Genomic DNA, 19,378 nt, shown 5'->3' on the forward strand with positions numbered 1-19,378 from the left:
CATGGCCAGCGAACCAAAGATCGAAGTCAGCGGCCTGCGCAAGAGTTTCGGTCCCCTTCATGTCCTGCGTGACATCAACCTTACGGTTGAGTCCGGCGGCGTGGTCGCCCTGATCGGCCCGTCGGGGTCGGGCAAGTCGACGCTGCTGCGTTGCCTCAACCTGCTGGTGACGCCCGACCAGGGCAGCATCCGCATCGGCCAGAACCGTTTTTCGTTCAGTCCGGGCACGGCCCAGCCCTCCAAGTACAAGCTGGCAGGTTTCCGTGCCAATACCGGGATGGTGTTCCAGCACTTCAATCTGTTTCCGCATCTGACCGTTCTCGGAAACGTCGTCGAAGCCCCGATGACTGTGCGTAAGATGCCTAGGGCGGAGGCGGACGCCCTCGGCATGGAGCTGCTGTCGAAGGTGGGATTGCCGGACAAGGCGAAGGAGTTCCCCAGCCGGCTCTCCGGAGGCCAGAAGCAGCGCGTTGCGATCGCCCGCGCCCTGGCTATGCAGCCGGAGGTCATGCTCTTCGACGAGGCGACCTCCGCACTCGACCCCGAACTCGTCGGCGAGGTGCTGTCGGTGATGCGCTCGCTGGCGCGCGATGGCATGACCATGGTGATCGTTACCCATGAGATGGCCTTCGCCCGGGAAGTTGCGGACAAGGTCATCTTCATGCGTGACGGCGTGATCGTGGAGGAAGGCCCGGCGAACCTCGTCATCGACCAGCCGCAGAACCCCGCGACGCGCGCCTTCCTGGCCCATTTCCATCGAAAGGAAGTTGGATAGTCTGGTGCATCACAGAATGCAGGACTGCCCGCTGGGAGTGGGGTCGTCTGCATGCGGCCTGCCGGCCGCACAACCATCCGAAACAATAAAGTGGGAGCAAGTAGGAGCATGACTATGACCAATCGACGTGACCTGTTGACGGCAGGGCTTGCCTTGTCGGCGATCGCGATTCCGGCGCCCGCCGCCTCTGCCCAGGATACGGGCAGGGAGGCTGTCATGGATCGCATCGCCCGGACGAAGGAGCTTCGCCTGGGCGCCGTGGCCGGCGGTGCGCCGTTCACCTACAAGAACCTTTCCAGCGGGGAGTGGAGGGGCTTCTGCGTCGACTTCGCCAAGGACATCGCCGCGACCTTCGACGCGCAGCTGAAAATCGTGGAGACGACCTGGGGCAATGCCGTCCTGGACCTGGAGGCCGACAAAATCGACCTTTTCTTCGGCATGTCGCCGACGCCAAAGCGCGCGATCGTGGTGGACTTCTGCAGTTCGCTATTCATGAGCGCCTTCGCCATGATCCGCAAGAAGGGTTTCGAAGGAACAAACTGGGCCGAGCTAAACAATGCCTCAGTGACGATCGCCGTCGATGTCGGTTCGTCCCATGACCAGATCGTCACCCGCCTCTGCCCGAATGCCAATGTCATGCGTTTCAAGTCGGTCGACGAGGGCGTCGCTGCTGTCCAGGCAGGCCGTGCTGACTGCCAGATCGTGGACGTATTCCTTGCGCTGACGATGGTGCAGAAGAACCCGCAGCTTGGCCCGCTCACCGTTCCGCAACCCGCCTATGGCGCGTCCACCAACGGCGGCTTCCGCCGTGAAGACAGAGCAACCTGGCGAGACTTCGTCAATGTCTGGATCAACTACCAGAAGAACATCGGTGGGATCCGCGAGATGGTCATCAAGAATATGGAAGCGATCGGCGTGTCCGCCTCGACCATTCCGGAAGGCCTCGACCTCTAGTCGGTCAATGTCGGCGGCCGCATCCTTGCGGCCGTCGATGCGTTCGCAACGTAGGAACCCTTGGCATGATCGAGCGTCATAGGCCGGCAGAACTGCCCCCGCATGTCACCGATGAAGAGAAGACCGAGCTCGTACGAGGCCGCCGGCTCTTGGAAGTGATGATCGACCTCGTCAAGACGGCGCGTCCCGTCGCGCAGGATGTGCCGTCGGGGGAGGACACCCATTATGAATGACATCGGCACTCTAACGATTCCGGAGCTGAGAGGCGCCATATCAGGTGGTCGCCTTTCGGCCGTTGATGCGACTCGGCACTACCTTGATCGGATCGAAGCGAGCCAGGCGACCCTGTCCGCCTATACATCCATCGATACAGACGGCGCACTCGCCCAAGCCCGTGCCATCGACGACAAGGTCAACAAGGGCGAATTGCTGGGCCCGCTCGCGGGGGTACCTTTGTCGGTCAAGGATATCATAGACGTCAGGGGAATTGCGACGACGAGCGGTTCGCATTCCGCTCTCGGAAAAGTGCCGGCACAAGACGCCGACGTTGTCGCCCATCTACGCGCTTCCGATGCCATTGTCGTCGGGAAGGCCAACTGCCACGAATTCGCGTTCGGCGGCCCTTCCTTCGACCTTCCCTTTCCGCCAGCCCGGAACCCCTGGAATCCAGAATACTTTCCCGGCGGGTCGTCCAGCGGTTCAGGTGTGTCAGTTGCTGCGGGTCTCTGCTTGGCCTCGATCGGCACCGACACTGCAGGGTCTATCCGCTTGCCCAGCGGTCACTGCGGCGTCGTCGGATTGAAGCCCGGTTATGACGCCATTTCCAAGCGCGGCGTTCGTCCACTGAGCATAACCATGGATCACGTCGGACCGATGGCCCGAAATGCGCAGGACTGCCGCGCGGTCTATGAATGCGTTGCCGAGCAGACCTTTGATGCCACAGGTGCCAGCGCCAGATACAGAAGAGGCGACATCGGCGGGGTCCGCCTTGGGATGGCCGTAGCCGAATGGGGCTTGGAAGGCCGTATCAACGCCGAGGTGAGTGCGGCTTACGACGGTGTCGGCGCGCTGGTCGAGGGCGGCGGCGGTCGCGTTGAACAGGTCCGCCTCCCTTCGCTGGAGCTCGTCCATGCCGCCGCGTCCGTCGCCATGATGGCCGAGGTTGCCGCGAACCACTCAGAAGCCGTTCGTGAGCGCTACCAAGACTATGGCACCGTTTTCCGCACCAGGACGCTGGCCGGGGAAGCCGTCCGGGTGGATGACTACTTGGCAGCCATCTCCCTGCGCGATGAGCTTTACCACGCAACGACAAAACTCTTCGACCGGGTCGAGTTCGTGGCGTTGCCCGTTTCCCTGAACCCGCCGGGCAAGCTGGCCGCAGTCGACCGCTTTTATTTCATGGGAGACCTGAACATCAACATTCTGGCCAATTTCCTGCATCTTCCTTCGGTGACGCTGCCGTGCGGCCTTTCGAAGGAAGGCCTGCCGATCGGGTTGCAGATCCTCGGCCGCAGGGGAAGCGAAGCCGCTCTGCTCGATATCGCAGAGGGACTCGAACGGCATATCGGTTTTGAACTGCTGCCCTGCGCTTCGATGAGGCCGGGCAGCGTATCTGCAGCAACCGCCTAGAGCACATCTTTAGCAAGTCTACCAACCCCGCACATCCAGCTTCGTGCGGGTAGCGGATTTGCGCGCATTTTTTGGAGAAGCCAGTGAAGGCTTACATACAAAGAATGAGGCCCTTCTTCTACATGCCCCACCATGTGCTGACCGAGGATGTGCTGGAGGAGAAGATCCCCAACCGTAACGGCCATGTCGTCGTGCCGGACGGGCTGGGCTAGGCATTCGGGTGAGTGAATGCACGATACGGCAGACTGCCCGTGTCCTCTCAGAATTGTAATTCGCGGAATGATGATGACCAAACATATAGCAGTTATTGGCAGCGGAATCGTTGGGACCTGTGTTGCCGCGGCGCTGGCAGCCGAGAAGCATCGCGTCACCCTGATCGAGCCCGGGCCTGTTGGCGGTGAGCAAGCGGCAAGTTTCGGAAATGGTGCGTGGATAAGTCCGGGTTCTGTGATTCCCATGTCGGTGCCCGGTACCTGGAAGAAGGTGCCCGGCTACCTTCTCGATTCGAACGGCCCGTTGACGATCCGGTGGCGTCATTTTCCGGCCATGCTGCCATGGTTGCTTCGCTTCATCTGGGCCGGATTCACCGAAGCCAAGGTTGAGCGCACCGCAAGGATATTGGCATCGCTGCTAACGGATGCACCGTCGCGACATAGCCGCCTTGCCGAAGAGATCGGTCGACCGGAGATGATCGTGTCAAGCGGGCTGCTTTATGCTTATCCGGACCGTCATGCGTTTGGGCGTGATGAGCTTTCTTGGCGCCTGAGGAAACAAAATGGTGTGCAGTGGACGGAACTCGAGGGGGCCGCGCTGCATGAACTCGAGCCGTCGCTCGGCGCCCAGTATGGTTTCGGTGCCTTTGTTTCCAGTGGTGCGCATTGCATTGACCCTGGCGTATATGTTGAGGCGATCAAGGATCATATGCTCGCGATGGGCGGGCAACTTGTGCCTGCAGTCGCGACCGGCTTCACTGTTTTGGGAGGACGGCTGAAGGCAATAGAAACCGATGCCGGTCCAATCGCGTGTGATGCAGCGGTGGTCTGTGCCGGCATCCATTCACGCATGCTGGCACGTGCTTGCGGGGATAATGTCCCATTGCGCAGCGAGCGGGGCTATCATGTCGTCGCGCAGTCCTTGCGTGCAGGTCCCTCCATCCCAGTCATGACGAGCGACAGCAAGTCCGCCAACACGCCAACTCGCGCAGGCTTGCGGATCGCGGGCCAGGTGGAGATCGCCACGGTCGAAGCGTCACCCAACTGGCGTCGCGCCGACGTGTTGCTGGAACAGGCGGCCGCGACCTATCCGTCGGTGCGCGACAATCTCAAGGATCGCACGGTGTCACGGTGGATGGGGCATCGTCCCTCGACCCCGGACGGCTTGCCCGTAATAGACCTGTCTTCTCTGTCGGCGGACATTGTCTATGCCTTCGGCCACGGGCATATAGGCTTGGCATCCGCACCGATGACAGCGTGTCTCGTGGCCGACCTCGTGGCTGGGCGTAGTCCAATCGTAAGCCTTGCACCTTTTGCCCTAGGCCGCTTTGCCAGATGGCGGTAGCCACAAACGAGCATGCGCCTACAGCAAGTTGCAATGGCTGCGCTCGGGCTCGATGCTTCATTTCCACCGCCGGTCGGTAGCGGTGAACGTGATGATCTGTGGCGATTTGCATCAGTCCGGTCGGCGCCGCGAGGACAACCGATAACGATGGCGAGTTCCATAAGATAGATGTTGAAATGCGTCACTGTCGCCGCAAAGTTAGATTGTCCTAGATCTGCAAAGTAAGAATGTCACACTCTCCGCGTTTGATGACGTGGGAGATTGCGGATGGGATTGATAGCGATGAGCGAGCGTGATCTGCAGCGGATCGAGGTTTTGTCGAAGGTGATCGCCGGCCGGATGACGCTGGCGACGGCAGCGCATGTTCTCAACCTGAGCACGGGCCAGGTCCGGCGGCAATTGGAGCGGATCAGCATTGGCGGTGCGGCGTGGATTCGGCACAAGGCGGTCGGTCGGCCGTCGAACAACCGGATCAGTGACTGTGTTCGGCATTACGCCGTGGCGCTGGTGCGCGAACGGTATGCGGATTTCGGTCCGACGCTGGCGGCCGAGAAGCTTGCTGCGCGCGATGGATTGCATGTGTCGCGCGAGACATCGCGCAGCTGGATGTCCGGGGGCCGGCCTTTGGCTGTCGCGCCAGCAGCGGCGGACGCTCCATCAACCGCGGCTGCGCCGTGAGGCCTGTGGCGAGTTGGTGCAGATCGATGTGTCGGCAAGACGCGGCTGTTGAAGTCGATCGTGGATGGCCTACACTCTAACCATCCATCGATATCTGCGACCGCACTTCTTGCCCGCGTTTAGGCCCTCGCGCGTTCTGGTGTTTTAGTCAGTTCCGACCGACCCGTTCCCGCGCTCCATTGGCTCGTGGCACGGTATCGATTACGAGTACTTCGCCGGAGGCGCGGGCGACGCCATGCGTATGAATTTGTCGATCCACGTCGAACGGCTCTGATCGTGATCGATATGGTCCCGTTTTTCGTTGAGGAAAGCGGCTATTGGAGAGGGATACTGCCCAACATCATTCGTCTTGCAGGCGCTCTTCGGTTGTTCCCGGCTCCGATCAACCTCATCCAGACCCTCATACGGGAATTCTTTGGCAATGAGGTAGCGGAAGTATTTCGGACGTCAGGCGGGGCTGGCCCGATAATCGGAGAGAGTGTGGGCTGGCCTATCTCCGCAGACACAGGAACTGTATTTCGAGAAGTCCACCTACAGCGCGTTTTTTCCTGGCTCTTCGCACCTGCCTGCGCCGATGTCAGTCAAAGCGTGGCCGGATCACGGCCACAGAGGTGCTCCAGCCCGCTCCCGGCTTCGGCAGGGCAGGGACAAAGACGAGTATTGACCTGAAAAGGCGTAGGCAAGCGCCATATTCGAGCTTGTGGGCTTCGACGAAGCTGGCAGTGCCCCATGGAGCCTGCTGCCGATAATCGACCGATCAGGGTAGATATCTAAAGACTAGATCCAAATCCAGCGTCACCCCCCCCATTCGGCCTTGGCCCTCTCGACCACGTCCCCCGCGACAATATTTGTAACGGGGATGGACAAAAAGCAGTTGCACGCAGCAGGGCCGCCGAGAAATAGTCAGGCACCACTCCATCATTCGTGCATTTTCGACGAAAAATGCGAGATATAAGTCAAGGCCATTGACAAATCCTCGTAGGGAACCCTACCATTAGGTAAGCGCTGACCTTGGAATGGAAGCTGAGTTTGAGCGGCATGCTTCTTGCCGCAAGCAGCAAACAGGAGCGCCGCCCAAACGAATGCGAGAAACGGCCGACTATGTTGGACGCAAACAGGGGGGTATTAGTGCTATGAATCCGATTTCACGTCGATTTTTCCTTGGTGTTTCATCTGCAGCTTTGGCGGCAACGGCGGCCGGTTTCTCGCCGGCGCTCGCTGCGGCACCCGCGGGTGAGGCCCCAATGTTGAAGGCGCTGGTTGACGCTGGCAAGCTGCCGCCATTGGCCGAGCGGCTGCCCGAAAACCCAATGGTCGTGACCCCGCTGACCGAAATCGGCAAGTATGGCGGCACTTGGCGAAGCGCTATTGTCGGCGGTGGTTCGCTCTCGATGCTTTTCCGATACCAGGCCTATGAACCATTGGTGCGTTACAATCCGGAATGGAGCGGTATCGTCCCGAACGTCGCTGAAGCCTACGAAGCTAATGAGGCTGGGACCGAGTTCACCTTCACACTGCGCAAGGGCATGAAGTGGTCGGATGGCCATCCTTTTACCACTGAGGACGTCATGTTCTGGTATGAGGACGTATTCATGAATCCGGATATCGAAGTAACCAACCAGGATCACCTGATCGTTGGCGACGACAAAGCCATTTTCAGCAAGATCGACGACCAGAGGTTCAAGGTCTCTTTCAAAAGCCCGAATGGGCTGTTTCTGCTATTGCTGGCTTGGGCCGACAGCGATCAGACCGCCCGGTTTCCCAAGCACTATCTCAGCCAATTTCTGCCCAAGTATAATCCTGATGCCGACAAGCTCGCAGCCGCCCAGGGAATGTCTGGCTGGGTGCAGTTGTTCCAGAAGAAGTCCGGCGCGGCGCTTGAAGATGACTTCTTCCTCAACAGCGAGATTCCGGTCGTCCACCCATGGAAGATGAAGGTTGCACCAGGCGAGAGCACGGAGAACGCGGTTGCCGAGCGAAATCCATTCTATTTCAAGGTCGACACCGCCGGTAACCAGCTGCCGTACCTCGATGCGATCAATTACGCGCTCGTCGCCGATGCCCAGGTGCTACTCCTGAAGGCGCTCCAAGGCGATATCGATATGATAGATCAGTACATCGGCACGACAACCAACAAGTCGGTGTTGTACGATGGGCAGGCCAAGGGTGACTACAATTTCTACACGATGATCCCGACCGAACCGAACGACATGGTGATCTGCCTCAACATGACCCACCCTGATAAGGTCAAGGCAGAGCTCTATTCGAACAAGGACTTCCGGACCGGATTGTCTATGGCGATCGACCGCCAAGCGTTGATCGAATCCGTGTTCGTCGGCATCGGCGTCCCATCACACGCGGCGATCCGCAAGGGCGATCCGCTCTACAATGAGAGGCTGGCGACGCAATTTACTGAGTTCGATCTTGCCAAGGCCAACGAGGCGCTCGATAAGGTCGTGCCTAAGAAAGACAGCGAAGGCTATCGCCTCGATGCGTCCGGTCGTCGCGTGACGATCGTGTTCGAGACCGACCAGAATCGCCAAGCGATCGTCGACATGCTTCAGCTCGCCATGCCGATGCTGAAGGCGGCCGGCATTGACGGCCAGTTGCGCCTGATGGATCGCTCGCTGTGGGAAGTCCGCATCCGCCAGAACATGGACTACGACGCTACCACGAACCGCTTCGGCGGCGGCGGTGGCCTCGCTGCCCTCCTCGATCCGCGCTATTTCGTGCCATTCAACGACAACGCCTTCTACGCTCCGGGCTGGCAGATTTGGTACGGCGACAAGAATGCGGCCAATGCGGTCGAGCCACCACAGCAGGTGCAGGACGCGCTGAAGCTCTATGACGCGATGAAGAGCACGGTCGACGATGCCGAGCGAGTGGAGCTTTTCAAACAGATACTCGAAATCGCAGCAGACCAGTTCTATTCGATCGGCATCAAGACTCCCAACGAGGGGTTTGGAATCCGCAAGAACAACATGCGGAACATCCCGGACAAGATTCTAAACTCCTTCGGCTACCCCGCGCCCGCGCCGACCAATCCGGAGCAGTATTTCAAGGCATAATCGCAAGCAGGCTGCCATTCGCATCAAACGGCTGACAGCCTTCTCACCGCGACCCCGCCCGCATGGGAGAGGCATGTCCACGATGCCGAGAACAGGTCCGCAACTTCCGGCAGTAGCTCAATTCTTTGATCTGGAACCGCAGATGAACGAGACATTCAGGGCAACGGGCGGTTTGCGCTCGTCCACATGGTACGAGACGGCGACGCGCTGGACGCAGCTGACACTGGTCGAGGATGACCCGCAGACCTACGATCTCGAATTCTGGCTCAGGATTTTCGACGAGACCCAATCCAATTCTGCCTGCCTCTCCGCCGGAGGCTATGTCGCTTACTATCCCAGCAAGATTCCGCTGCATCACGTCAGTCGTTTCATCGGCGGCCGCGATCCCTTCGGAGAGTTGGTGGCGGGCGCCAGGGCGCGGAACATGCATGTCGTAGCCCGCGTCGATCCGCATGCGGTACATGCCGATGTGGCGGCAGCGCATCCGGAATGGATTTCGGTTACCGCCGAGGGCGCGCTCAGGAAACACTGGTCATTTCCCGGCGCCTATATCACCTGCGCCTGGGGTGACTACAATCGCAGCTTCATGAGCCAAGTGATCCGGGAGGTCGCGGCGAATTACGATATTGACGCGGTGTTCGCCAACCGCTGGGCGGGACATGGCGTTTGCTACTGCGCCCATTGCAGCAGCGATTTCAAAGCCAAGACTGGCTACGAATTGCCGCGTGAACGCGACCCGCACGATCCTGTTTGGCAGGCCTGGCTCGGCTGGTCGCGCCGAACGCTTACCGACCTTATCAACCACTGGAATGGCGTCGTCGCCAGCGAGCGGCCCCATGGGCGCTTCATCCCCAATATCGGCAATTCGTCGATGCTGGATTTCGACCTTGACGAGGTCGAAAGTTACTGTCCGATCCTGTTTGTTGACCATCAAGGACGAAGGGGCGTCATCCCGATCTGGTCGGCGGGGCGTGATGGCAAACGCATGCGTGGTGCTATGGGCGACCGACCGATTGGTCTGATTACCTCGACCTCAGTCGAGGAAAAATGGCGCTGGAAGGATTCCGTGCAATCGCCGGAAGAGATCCGGATGTGGATGATTGACGGGATGGCGCATGGGTTGCGACCCTGGTTCACCAAGTTCAACGGCAAGGTGCCGGACAGCCGCTGGGTGGCGCCGATTGCCGAAAGCTTTCGGTTGCACGCCAAGCTCGAGAAGGATCTAGGCTCGCTGCATCCAACGGCCGAAATCGCTATGCTCGATCCGAGTACGACACTGCGAAGCTGGCATCCCGACGATCGCGAGGACGCGGAGGGACACGAGCTTGGCCTATATCATGCATTGATCGAGGCGCGGCTTCCGTTCGACCTTCATTCCGACCTTGACCTCAGCGATGCGGCTCTTGATCGCTACAAGCTTATCGTGGTGGCTAATGCATGCTTCCTGTCGTTGGAGCAGTGCGAGAGCCTGACGCGTTACGTGCAGCGAGGCGGAAGCCTGGTCGCTAGCTTCGAGACCTCGCTCTATGACGAGTGGGGAACGCGACGGTCGGATTTCGGGCTGGCAGAACTGTTCGGGGCGAGCGTAGTCGGCGAGACCCTTGGACCGCTTAAGAACACCTATATGGCGCTCAGCGGCGAGGAGCATGCACTGCAGCGGGGTTTTGGTGACGCGCAACGCATCATGGCAGGCACACGGCAGATCGCGGTGCAACTCCATGATGGGGCTGGCGCAAAGGTTCCGTTCCGGTTCATCCCTGCGTTCCCGGATTTACCGATGGAAGAAATCTATCCGCGCGAGGCGGCCTCGGACCCGGCCGTGATCACGCGGCAGTTTGAGGGTGGCGGGCGGGTCGTGTATTTTCCCTGGAACCTCGGCGAGATATTTTGGGACGTGCTCAACCTCGACCATTCGATCCTGTTCAAGAATTCGGTGCGCTGGGCGCTCGGCAGGCAACCACGCGTCGAGATCGAAGGTCAGGGCGTGCTCGACATAGCTACGCTCGAGGGCGATGGGAAGCTTTGTCTTCACCTTGTCAACCTCACCAACCCGATGATGATGAAGGGACCGGTCCGGGAAATCATCGCGGTCGGCAGGCAGCTGGTTTCCGTAGCATTGGCGGACGGGGTGGGAGCCGCATCGGTGCGGCTCCTGGTTTCGGAAGCCGTGCCAACTACGCGCATTGAAGGCGGTCGACTCGAAATCGAGGTGCCGGGGATTGCTGCGAGCGAAGTCGTTCTGATTGATTTTGGCAGCTGACCGAATGTTGAAATTTATCCTCAAACGGCTGCTTTACATGATCCCGACCCTGATCGGGATGTCGATGATCTCGTTCTTCATCATCCAGCTGCCACCGGGGGATTTTCTGACATCGTTGATATCGGCCATGGCCGATTCAGGGCAGGGACCGGACCCGGCGACGATTGCGAAGCTAACGGCTACTTATGGGCTCGATCAACCATTCATCGTCCAATACTGGAAATGGGTATCGGGCATTCTGTTGCGCGGCGATTTCGGCTGGTCCTTCGACTGGGGGCAGCCGGTGAGCAAGCTAATCTGGGAGCGGCTTGGCACCACGCTGCTGGTTTCGCTGCTCAGCCTGATCTTGATCTGGGCGATCGCGCTACCGATCGGCATCTATTCCGCGGTCCGCCGCTATTCGATCGGCGACCATCTGTTCACGCTGCTGGGTTTTGTTGGGCTCGCTATCCCGACTTTCATTATGGCGCTTGTCCTGATGTACGTCTCCTACCAGTATCTCGGCCAGAATGTCGGCGGGCTGTTTTCCGAAGAGTATCAGGGCGCGCCATGGAGCTGGGGCAAGTTTTGGGACCTCTGCCTACATCTCTGGATACCCGTAGTCGTCATCGCCACGAACAGCACTGCGGCGTTGATCCGGGTGATGCGGGCCAATCTGTCCGATGAGCTGAACAAGCCATATGTCGTGACGGCGCGCGCTAAGGGTCTCAGCGAGTTTACGCTTATCATGCGCTATCCTGTGCGGCTTGCGCTGAACCCCTTTATCTCGACGATCGGGTGGGTTCTGCCGGCACTGATCTCGGGTGTGACCATTACGGCGATTGTCCTCAACCTGCCGATGGCCGGGCCGCTGCTGCTGCGTGCCCTTGTGAGCCAGGACATGTATCTCGCAGGTGCATTCATTCTTCTAATGAGCGTCCTCACGCTCGTCGGCATGCTGATCTCCGACGTCCTTCTTGCCGTACTCGACCCGCGGATACGACTGCAATGACCGCTCATCCCGATCACGAGGAACTGCAAATGCTGGGCGACGGTACACTTGTGGAACCCGTAGAATCCGAAACGCAGTTAGTCATGGCTGCTGGCGTGAAGTCGGCCGTGGCTGGCCAATGGACGCTGCTGCTTTGGAGATTCCGGCGCCAAAGAGTGGCGATGGCGTCAATGATCGTCATCGTACTGTTCTACCTGGTCGCGATTTTTGCCGAGTTCCTTGCGCCATATGGCCCGGACATGACTAGGCCGCAATACACCTACGCGCCGCCGCAGGGCATCAATATGTTCGTTGTCGACGCAAGCGGTTCCTGGCAATTCAAGTTGCATGCGGCCGGCTACAAGATCACGGTGGACGAGCAGGCGATGCGGCGCACATTCGAAGTCGACCCGGAGAAGATCATCCCTCTTGGTTTTTTGGTCGCTGGCGAGACCTATCGACTCTGGGGCCTGTTCGAGACCAATGTGCATTTCCTTGGACCGACCGATCCGACCCAGACAGTGTATTTCCTGGGCAGCGACCGAATCGGGCGGGATCTTTTCAGTCGCCTGATCTACGGCACGCGCATCTCGCTTTCGATCGGACTGGTTGGGGTGGTCATCAGCCTCGTGCTGGGTATCTTTCTCGGCGGCGTCTCCGGCTATTACGGCGGCGCAATCGACACAGTTATCCAGAGAGTGGTCGAAATCGTCAGCGCCATGCCAACCATACCGTTGTGGATGGGACTGGCTGCTGCCATACCGCTGTCGTGGTCGCCGGCGCTCGTCTATTTCACCGTCACGGCTATCGTGTCCCTGCTCGGTTGGACGTCGTTGGCGCGCGAAGTGCGCGGGCGATTCTTCGCGCTTCGGGAAGAGGATTTCGTCACTGCGGCGCGCCTGGATGGCTCAAGTGAGATGCGGTTGATCTTTCGGCACATGTTGCCGTCGATCACCTCGCATTTGCTCGCGATGGTGACCCTTGCGATACCGGCGATGATCATCGCGGAAACTTCGCTCTCCTTCCTGGGTATAGGATTGAAACCGCCTGTGGTGAGTTGGGGCGTGCTCTTGCAGGATGCGCAGAACATTCGCGCCATCGCCAATGCGCCTTGGCTGCTGATCTGGCCGGCTCTGGCGGTGATGGTTTCCGTTCTATCGTTCAACTTCCTCGGCGATGGCCTGCGTGACGCGGCGGACCCCTATGGCAACTGACTCCACACCTGTCACAAACGCTTCGATCCTCGATGTGCGCAACCTCACTGTCGAGTTCGCGGTACGCGCAGGCATTTTCACCGCCGTGCGCGATGTGAGTTTTACGCTGCAAAGGGGCAGGACGCTTTGCCTTGTCGGCGAAAGCGGTTCCGGCAAGAGCGTTACTGCACGCGCCATGATGCAATTAATCGATGCGCCGGGCCGCATTGTTTCCGGTGGCATTCACCTCAATGGCGTTGCGGGCTCCGCCGATATCGCCAAGCTCAATCCACGCGGTGAAGCAATTCGCGCCATTCGCGGTCGCCGCATCGGCATGATCTTCCAGGAGCCGATGAGTTCGCTGTCGCCGGTCCACACCATCGGTGCGCAAATCGTAGAGGTACTGCAACTGCACCTCGAAATGGGGCGACAGGAAGCCAGGAACCGAACAATCGAGTTGCTAAGGCAGGTTGAAATTCCAGATCCGGAGCACAACATCGACCGCTACACGTTCGAGTTCTCCGGCGGCATGCGGCAACGAGCCATGATCGCAATGGCGCTTGCCTGTAATCCGGAAGTACTGATCGCGGATGAACCAACGACCGCGCTCGACGTCACGACGCAGGCCGAAGTGCTGGATCTGATCTCCCGCATGCAGCGGGAACTTGGCATGGCGACGTTGTTGATTACCCACGATATGGGCGTTGTCGCGGAGGTCGCAGACGACGTGGCCGTGATGCATCGCGGACGGATCGCCGAGGCCGGGACAGTCGACGAAGTGTTCCACGGTGCGCAGCATCCCTACACCAAGCGGCTCCTGAGTTCGGTGCTCAAACTCGAGCGGACGTCGCAGCTGAAAACGGTACCGACTGTCGGTACGTCTATCCCGATCCTTTCCGTGCGCAATCTTAGCAAGACGTATCAACCCCGTCAGGGACTGTTCCACAGCCGAATGACGGGTGAAGTCAAGGCAGTCGACGATGTCAGCTTCGATCTGATGTCCGGAGAAAGCCTGGGCATCGTCGGAGAGAGCGGTTCTGGCAAGACGACGCTGGGGCGTTTGATACTTAGGGTGACGGAGCCCACCTCCGGCGCCGTGACTTATCAACCGAAGTCAGGCGAATGCATCGATGTTCGAGGCCTTGATAAGCGGGCCCTTCGCCGCGTGCACCAGGACATAAGGTTGATCTTTCAGGACCCGTTCGCCTCACTCAATCCGCGTATGACCGTGAAGCAGATCGTCGGGGACCCATTGGTGGTCAACAAGATAGCTTCCGGTGAAGCCATGGAAGCGCGGGTCGCGGAAATGCTGGCGATGGTGGGGCTCGATCCGCTGGCGATGGAACGCTATCCACATGCGTTCTCTGGCGGTCAGCGTCAGCGCGTCGGAATCGCGCGGGCGCTGGCCCTAAACCCGCGCATCGTGATCGCTGACGAAGCTACCTCGGCTCTGGACGTGTCGATCCGAAGCCAGATACTCGACCTGCTACTCGAATTGCAGCAGAGGCTTGGACTAAGCTTCCTGTTCATCAGCCACGACATCAGCGTCGTGCGCTATTTTTGCGACCGGGTGGCCGTCATGCGCCGCGGCCAGATCGTCGAGATTGGCACTGCGGAGACAATATGCACGACGCCCTCGCATCCTTACACCCAGGCATTGATTTCAGCTGTTCCGCATCCTGATCCTCGACATAAGCGGATGAGTGCTCGGATACGCTTCGACGCCCCACACAACTGACGAAAGGATTTGGACGATGGCGAAAGCAGCATTTCTTGGCCTCGGCGTGATGGGTTATCCCATGGCGAGGCATCTCCGCGCCAATGGACATGAGGTGACCGTCTATAATCGGACCACGACCAAGGCGGAAAAATGGGTGGCAGAACATGGTGGCAAGTTCGCCATGACGCCTGCGGAAGCTGCTGCGGGCCAGGATGTGGTGTTCGCCTGTGTCGGCAACGACAATGATCTCCGCGCGGTTACCCTGGGCGAACAGGGGGCGTTCAAGAGCGTTCGAAAGGGGGCGATCTTTGTCGACCACACCACGGCCTCGGCCGAGATAGCGCGCGAACTTGCCGCCGCCGCCAAAGCTGCGGATTTTGGGTTTCTTGACGCGCCGGTCTCCGGCGGGCAGGCGGGCGCCGAAAATGGCCAACTCACGGTCATGGTTGGTGGCGAGCGGGCGGTCTTCGATGCTGCGCAGCCTGTGATCATGAGCTTCGCCAAAGCGGCCCGACTGCTTGGTCCATCCGGAGCGGGTCAATTGGCGAAGATGATGAACCAGATCTGCATTGCGGGTGTCGTACAGGGACTGGCGGAGGCCGTGCATTTCGGTAAGAAGGCTGGCATGGATATCGAAGCCGTCATCGAAGTGATCTCGAAAGGTGCGGCGCAGTCGTGGCAGATGGAGAACCGTTACAAGACCATGAATGCTGGCAGATTCGATTTTGGATTTGCGGTCGACTGGATGCGCAAGGATCTCGCCATTGTGCTGGAGGAAGCTCGTGCAAATGGTTCGAGGCTGCCTTTGACTGCGCTCGTCGATCAATTGTACGCCGAGGTTCAGGCGATGGGCGGGAGTCGCTGGGATACGTCGAGCCTGCTGGCCCGCCTGGAGCGCTAGCTCCGTCAGTTGCCGGTGCGGAAGATGATGGCTGATTTCAACTCATGACAAAAACACAGATCCCACCTGTAGCAAGGCAGCTTTCTGTCCGTTCGATCATGGAAGCGATCATGCGCGAGGGCGCCACCTCGCGCGCGAATATGGCCAAGCTAACCGGTCTGTCCCGGCAGACGACCACGCAAGTCGTTCTGGAGCTAGAGCGCGAAGGTTGGTTGCAGGTGTGCGGCAAGATGCAGGGGCCGGTGGGCCGCAGCGCGCCGACCTATGAAATCAATCCGAATGCCGCCTTCGTGCTTGGCATTCGCCTCGGCGGCACACGTGTACAGATGGCGCTCGCCAATCTCGGCGGCCATGTGGTTGCCGAGGTTGCCGAGGCGACGGATGGCCGTGGCGGGCATCAGGTGGTGCTTCAAGTCGGCCGACTGTTCCGATCGCTTCTGACCTCCTCCAATATAGATCGGTCGCGGATCCGTCTTGGCGTGATGGGCAGCCCAGGTGTTGTCGATCCGAAGTCCGGCATCATCGAAATCGCGTCGAGCATCCAGCATCTCAACGACATCAATGTGGTCGATGAGCTTCAACGTGAGCTGGAACTTGAACTCACGATCGACAATGGCGTGAATCTCGGAGCGCGGGGCGAGTACTGGCAGGGGGTAGCGCGGGGCGTTCGGCACTTTGCTTACATTGCATTGGGCACCGGTGTCGGCATGGGTATCATGGCGGACGGCCAATTGCTGCGCGGAGCGCGTGGCGCCGCCGGCGAAATAGCCTACCTGCCGCTTGGAGGCGACCCTTTCGATCCCGCCGGCTTCGAGAATGGGACTTTCGAGACTGCGGTCAGCAGTATAGCTATCATTCGGCGCTACAGGGGCTACGGCGGGGACAAAAGTGCCAGCGTGCCACAGATTTTCGCTTCCCTCACCTCAGGCGACAAGGCTGCTGAGGCGGCAATCGAAGAAACGGCGAGGCTCCTGGTACTTGCCATCAGCGCCGTTCAGGCGGTGACGGACCCCGAAATGATCGTGCTTGGCGGCAGTATCGGCATGCGGGTCGAATTGGTCGAGCGTGTGCGTGCGCTTCTACCGCGATCGGTGCCGCGTCACGTGCCTGTGGAGGCCAGCGTCCTTGGCAATCGCGCGACGCTGGTCGGAGCCTTGGGGGAGGGGCTCAATCAGTTGCACGGGGACCTGTTTGGTGTCAGCTCCATTCGGAGCGAATTCTCGCTGATCGATCTCGCCGTTGACGTGCCAAGTGCTTGAGGGAAAATGCCTGAAACGACCTGGGCTCATAGGCCGATGTCATCGCTTCTTGTCATAGCTTCGGCCCGTTTGCCGCGCCATTTCGCATAGCCGTATTGTCTGCAATTGACCTCGCCCCGGCTGTGCGGGGTGCAACTGCCTAGCATCACCTCGCCCGCCAACTTCCCGTCTGCCAACATGCCCGCGAAGCGATAAACGATAATCGTTGCCTCATACTCGGCCTCGAAAACAAGGTGAATTGTTGCTCCCCGAACTTCGCCCTTTACCGGTCCACTGAATGCCTCAGAGTCTTGGTAACCGGTAATTCCAGCTGTGCTCGACACCAGCGAGACGCGGTGGGTCCTCGAATGGGTGGCAAACTGCACCTCGAATTCCCAACTACCAGACAGGTCATCTGGCAATTGCGCTTCGTAACATTCGATGACGGGCTTCAACAAGGCTGTGGCTATGGCGGTTCCGACGATTTCACCCTCTCCAGGTTGAAGGTTGACCATTTCCAGCCTGATTCTCCCCGGCCCAGCCGAGACATCGTCCAGCATGATGCGTGGCTGGCCGTCGAGCAATCTGCGCCGAAGTTCCAGACCGTGCAGCGCCCCAGCCCAGGTCAGTTGCAGCAGCGGGGCGTCCTCGCCTTCGTCAGGCGCGATCTGTTGCAGCGTTGCTCCCGGCACGGACGCGATCGCCGCCGCGATTGCCTCGAAGCTGCTTTGCCAGAGGTTTCGTTCGGCGGCCTCGTCACGGGTGAACCAGGCTTCGAGTGCAGCGACCAGGCCAACGATCTCTTCCTTGCCAACCTTCATCGGCCTGCCGAAGGCACGGTGTGGCGGCGAATTGGCCCAAGCGGCGTCAATCAGCTGCTTGCGGCCCAGTAGCAGGCCGCTCGTCTGCGGACCTCGCAGCAGTTTGCCGCCGCTGTAAACGACAAGGTCAGCGCCACGCGCCAACCATGCGTCGGGTCGGCGGATCGGCAGCGAAGCCGCATCCACCAGCAGCGGTATCCTGTGGCGATGTCCGAACTCGACGAGTTGCTCCAACGACACCGTGGCTGTGCTGTAGCGGGACGCCAAGAAGGCAATCATGGCGATCTTCGATGTGTCGATTGCCGCCAGGTCGGCAACGGAATCGATCTCGACGATTTCGGCTCGTGTCATGCGTATCGCCTGATCGTAGGGAAACCTGTGACCCTTAAGCATCATTACTTGCGATCGGCGTGGCAGTTCGTGCGGAAGGCGCAGCATTCTCACTGGATCATTGCCGGCTAGCGCGGCGGCGGTGGCGATGGCGATCGCTGCGGCGCTGCCTGCCGTAACTAGTCCATCCTCAGCGCCTGTAAGTGACGCTATGCGCAGCCTGGCTCGTTCCATTAACTCGTCGATGTTGACGAACTGGCGCGATGCTGCCTCCATCGCTGCGCGAACCTGCGGCAAAATCAGGCTTCCGCCATGTACCGAGCGCGTGCCGCAACAATTGATGAAAGGCTTTACGCCTAGCAGTCGATAAGGGTCTGTCATCATATGTCCGAAACATCTGAATAACTTGGGTGCACTGTCTCGCAGATCGGTCGAGAAATAAACACGGAGTTTCCCATGACGGACACGTTTATTGCGGGAAAGCCGGACGCTCCTGTCAGCATGACCAACGAGCGCAAAGAGCGGGATTATCTCCACAGAATTACCCCCCAAACGCTCAACCATTGAACATAGTGCACTCAGCTGATGCACATGGCGGTTTCCCATTGCCGCCACAACAGCTGTTCCCCTCTCGAGGATGGGCAGCGCCATGGCGTAGCCGGCTTGAGGGTTGGTCGCGGGCGGCCGACGGTTCAAATGCAAAAGTTGGAATTGATAGCCGGCCTAGTGAGAGACCTAGCGATAACAGATCTAGTGATAATTCAATCGGTTCTGCGAAATCAACTCGAGACCTGATTGATTAATTGATGGAGAAGCATCGTGGCTGAAGACCGCATAATGTATAGAAAGACTATCTCAGTTCGAGTGCGATTTTCGCGGTGCGCCTTACATAATCTACAAGAGGGGCATCACTAATGTATTAACTGGTTTCCTAAGTGATAGAGTAAGTACTGCGGATCTGGAGGCGTGGGAGGATGCTATAAAATTGCGAGAAGATATTTATCATGATCCAGGCGACGCGGAATGTATATTTAGTGTAATTGAAGCATTAGCTAGTTCCGACCTGAATGTTCCAATTACAATATCCTCTGTTCGTAATTTGCTCGATGCGCCCTAAACGATTGGCAGGTTTGGACTGCAGCGTCGACTTTTGCCGCAATGATGCGCGCCGGATGTCATTGGGCGCGCATGCGCGATTATGCGGTTGCGATCGTGCGCGAACGTTATGCGGATTTTGGACCGACCTTGGCGGCCGAGAAGCTGGCCGAACATGATGGGCTGACG

At 59.2% G+C, this 19,378-nt stretch carries 14 protein-coding genes and 1 pseudogene; 14 read left to right on the forward strand and 1 reads right to left on the reverse strand.

What is annotated here, in order from left to right:
• Position 1 precedes the first annotated feature (1 nt).
• The 14 genes and pseudogenes from J2Y48_RS13855 to J2Y48_RS13920 all read left to right on the forward strand — a co-directional run bounded on the left by J2Y48_RS13855 (position 2) and on the right by J2Y48_RS13920 (position 16,964).
• Positions 2-775 (forward strand): amino acid ABC transporter ATP-binding protein, encoded by a 774-nt coding sequence (locus tag J2Y48_RS13855; protein WP_310418803.1) that lies wholly within the window; start codon positions 2-4, stop codon positions 773-775.
• 114 nt (positions 776-889) lie between these two features.
• The gene (locus J2Y48_RS13860) at positions 890-1,729 is read left to right on the forward strand and encodes a transporter substrate-binding domain-containing protein (RefSeq protein ID WP_310418805.1); all 840 of its coding nucleotides are present in this window, start codon (positions 890-892) and stop codon (positions 1,727-1,729) included.
• A gap of 65 nt (positions 1,730-1,794) precedes the next feature.
• Positions 1,795-1,962: a hypothetical protein gene (locus J2Y48_RS13865; protein ID WP_310418809.1), complete on the forward strand. Its 168-nt coding sequence runs from the start codon at positions 1,795-1,797 to the stop codon at positions 1,960-1,962.
• Positions 1,955-3,358, forward strand: coding sequence for an amidase (locus J2Y48_RS13870; protein WP_310418812.1), 1,404 nt, complete (start codon positions 1,955-1,957; stop codon positions 3,356-3,358). Before J2Y48_RS13865 ends, J2Y48_RS13870 begins: the two co-directional genes overlap by 8 nt.
• 83 nt (positions 3,359-3,441) lie before the next feature.
• A complete protein-coding gene (locus J2Y48_RS13875) occupies positions 3,442-3,570 on the forward strand; it encodes a hypothetical protein (protein ID WP_310418815.1) in 129 nt (42 codons plus the stop codon).
• A gap of 67 nt (positions 3,571-3,637) precedes the next feature.
• Positions 3,638-4,915 carry an FAD-binding oxidoreductase gene (locus tag J2Y48_RS13880; protein WP_310418817.1) on the forward strand — a complete coding sequence of 426 codons (1,278 nt, stop codon included), beginning with the start codon at positions 3,638-3,640 and terminating at the stop codon, positions 4,913-4,915.
• 267 nt (positions 4,916-5,182) lie between these two features.
• Positions 5,183-5,636, forward strand: a pseudogene (locus J2Y48_RS13885) (helix-turn-helix domain-containing protein); the annotation flags it as partial.
• Positions 5,637-6,726: 1,090 nt separating this feature from the next.
• A complete protein-coding gene (locus J2Y48_RS13890) occupies positions 6,727-8,661 on the forward strand; it encodes an ABC transporter substrate-binding protein (RefSeq protein ID WP_310418903.1) in 1,935 nt (644 codons plus the stop codon).
• 142 nt (positions 8,662-8,803) lie between these two features.
• The gene (locus J2Y48_RS13895; protein WP_310418820.1) at positions 8,804-10,921 is read left to right on the forward strand and encodes a hypothetical protein; all 2,118 of its coding nucleotides are present in this window, start codon (positions 8,804-8,806) and stop codon (positions 10,919-10,921) included.
• Between the two features lie 4 nt (positions 10,922-10,925).
• Positions 10,926-11,912: an ABC transporter permease gene (locus J2Y48_RS13900; protein WP_310418823.1), complete on the forward strand. Its 987-nt coding sequence runs from the start codon at positions 10,926-10,928 to the stop codon at positions 11,910-11,912.
• A gap of 83 nt (positions 11,913-11,995) precedes the next feature.
• Positions 11,996-13,105, forward strand: coding sequence for an ABC transporter permease (locus J2Y48_RS13905; RefSeq protein ID WP_310418906.1), 1,110 nt, complete (start codon positions 11,996-11,998; stop codon positions 13,103-13,105).
• Positions 13,095-14,822: an ABC transporter ATP-binding protein gene (locus tag J2Y48_RS13910; RefSeq protein WP_310418825.1), complete on the forward strand. Its 1,728-nt coding sequence runs from the start codon at positions 13,095-13,097 to the stop codon at positions 14,820-14,822. The genes J2Y48_RS13905 and J2Y48_RS13910 overlap by 11 nt, the downstream gene beginning before the upstream one ends.
• 16 nt (positions 14,823-14,838) lie before the next feature.
• Entirely contained in the window at positions 14,839-15,705 is an 867-nt protein-coding gene (locus J2Y48_RS13915) for an NAD(P)-dependent oxidoreductase (protein WP_310418828.1), read from the forward strand.
• 44 nt (positions 15,706-15,749) lie between these two features.
• Positions 15,750-16,964 carry an ROK family transcriptional regulator gene (locus J2Y48_RS13920; RefSeq protein WP_310418831.1) on the forward strand — a complete coding sequence of 405 codons (1,215 nt, stop codon included), beginning with the start codon at positions 15,750-15,752 and terminating at the stop codon, positions 16,962-16,964.
• Positions 16,965-16,990: 26 nt separating this feature from the next.
• Here J2Y48_RS13920 and J2Y48_RS13925 read toward each other — a convergent pair whose 3' ends face one another.
• Entirely contained in the window at positions 16,991-18,475 is a 1,485-nt protein-coding gene (locus J2Y48_RS13925; RefSeq protein WP_310418836.1) for a hypothetical protein, read from the reverse strand.
• Positions 18,476-19,378: the final 903 nt, after the last annotated feature.

The organism is Mycoplana sp. BE70 (assembly GCF_031455855.1).
In the GTDB taxonomy this organism is placed as follows: domain Bacteria; phylum Pseudomonadota; class Alphaproteobacteria; order Rhizobiales; family Rhizobiaceae; genus Mycoplana.

What these genes read in the sequence shown, in the direction of transcription:
- J2Y48_RS13855 (WP_310418803.1), top strand. Translation starts at nt 2, where the DNA reads ATGGCCAGCGAACCAAAGATCGAAGTCAGCGGCCTGCGCAAGAGTTTC.
- J2Y48_RS13860 (WP_310418805.1), top strand. Translation starts at nt 890, where the DNA reads ATGACCAATCGACGTGACCTGTTGACGGCAGGGCTTGCCTTGTCGGCG.
- J2Y48_RS13865 (WP_310418809.1), top strand. Translation starts at nt 1,795, where the DNA reads ATGATCGAGCGTCATAGGCCGGCAGAACTGCCCCCGCATGTCACCGAT.
- J2Y48_RS13870 (WP_310418812.1), top strand. Translation starts at nt 1,955, where the DNA reads ATGAATGACATCGGCACTCTAACGATTCCGGAGCTGAGAGGCGCCATA.
- J2Y48_RS13880 (WP_310418817.1), top strand. Translation starts at nt 3,638, where the DNA reads ATGATGATGACCAAACATATAGCAGTTATTGGCAGCGGAATCGTTGGG.
- J2Y48_RS13890 (WP_310418903.1), top strand. Translation starts at nt 6,727, where the DNA reads ATGAATCCGATTTCACGTCGATTTTTCCTTGGTGTTTCATCTGCAGCT.
- J2Y48_RS13895 (WP_310418820.1), top strand. Translation starts at nt 8,804, where the DNA reads ATGAACGAGACATTCAGGGCAACGGGCGGTTTGCGCTCGTCCACATGG.
- J2Y48_RS13900 (WP_310418823.1), top strand. Translation starts at nt 10,926, where the DNA reads ATGTTGAAATTTATCCTCAAACGGCTGCTTTACATGATCCCGACCCTG.
- J2Y48_RS13905 (WP_310418906.1), top strand. Translation starts at nt 11,996, where the DNA reads ATGGCTGCTGGCGTGAAGTCGGCCGTGGCTGGCCAATGGACGCTGCTG.
- J2Y48_RS13910 (WP_310418825.1), top strand. Translation starts at nt 13,095, where the DNA reads ATGGCAACTGACTCCACACCTGTCACAAACGCTTCGATCCTCGATGTG.
- J2Y48_RS13915 (WP_310418828.1), top strand. Translation starts at nt 14,839, where the DNA reads ATGGCGAAAGCAGCATTTCTTGGCCTCGGCGTGATGGGTTATCCCATG.
- J2Y48_RS13920 (WP_310418831.1), top strand. Translation starts at nt 15,750, where the DNA reads ATGACAAAAACACAGATCCCACCTGTAGCAAGGCAGCTTTCTGTCCGT.
- J2Y48_RS13925 (WP_310418836.1), bottom strand. Translation starts at nt 18,475, where the DNA reads ATGACAGACCCTTATCGACTGCTAGGCGTAAAGCCTTTCATCAATTGT.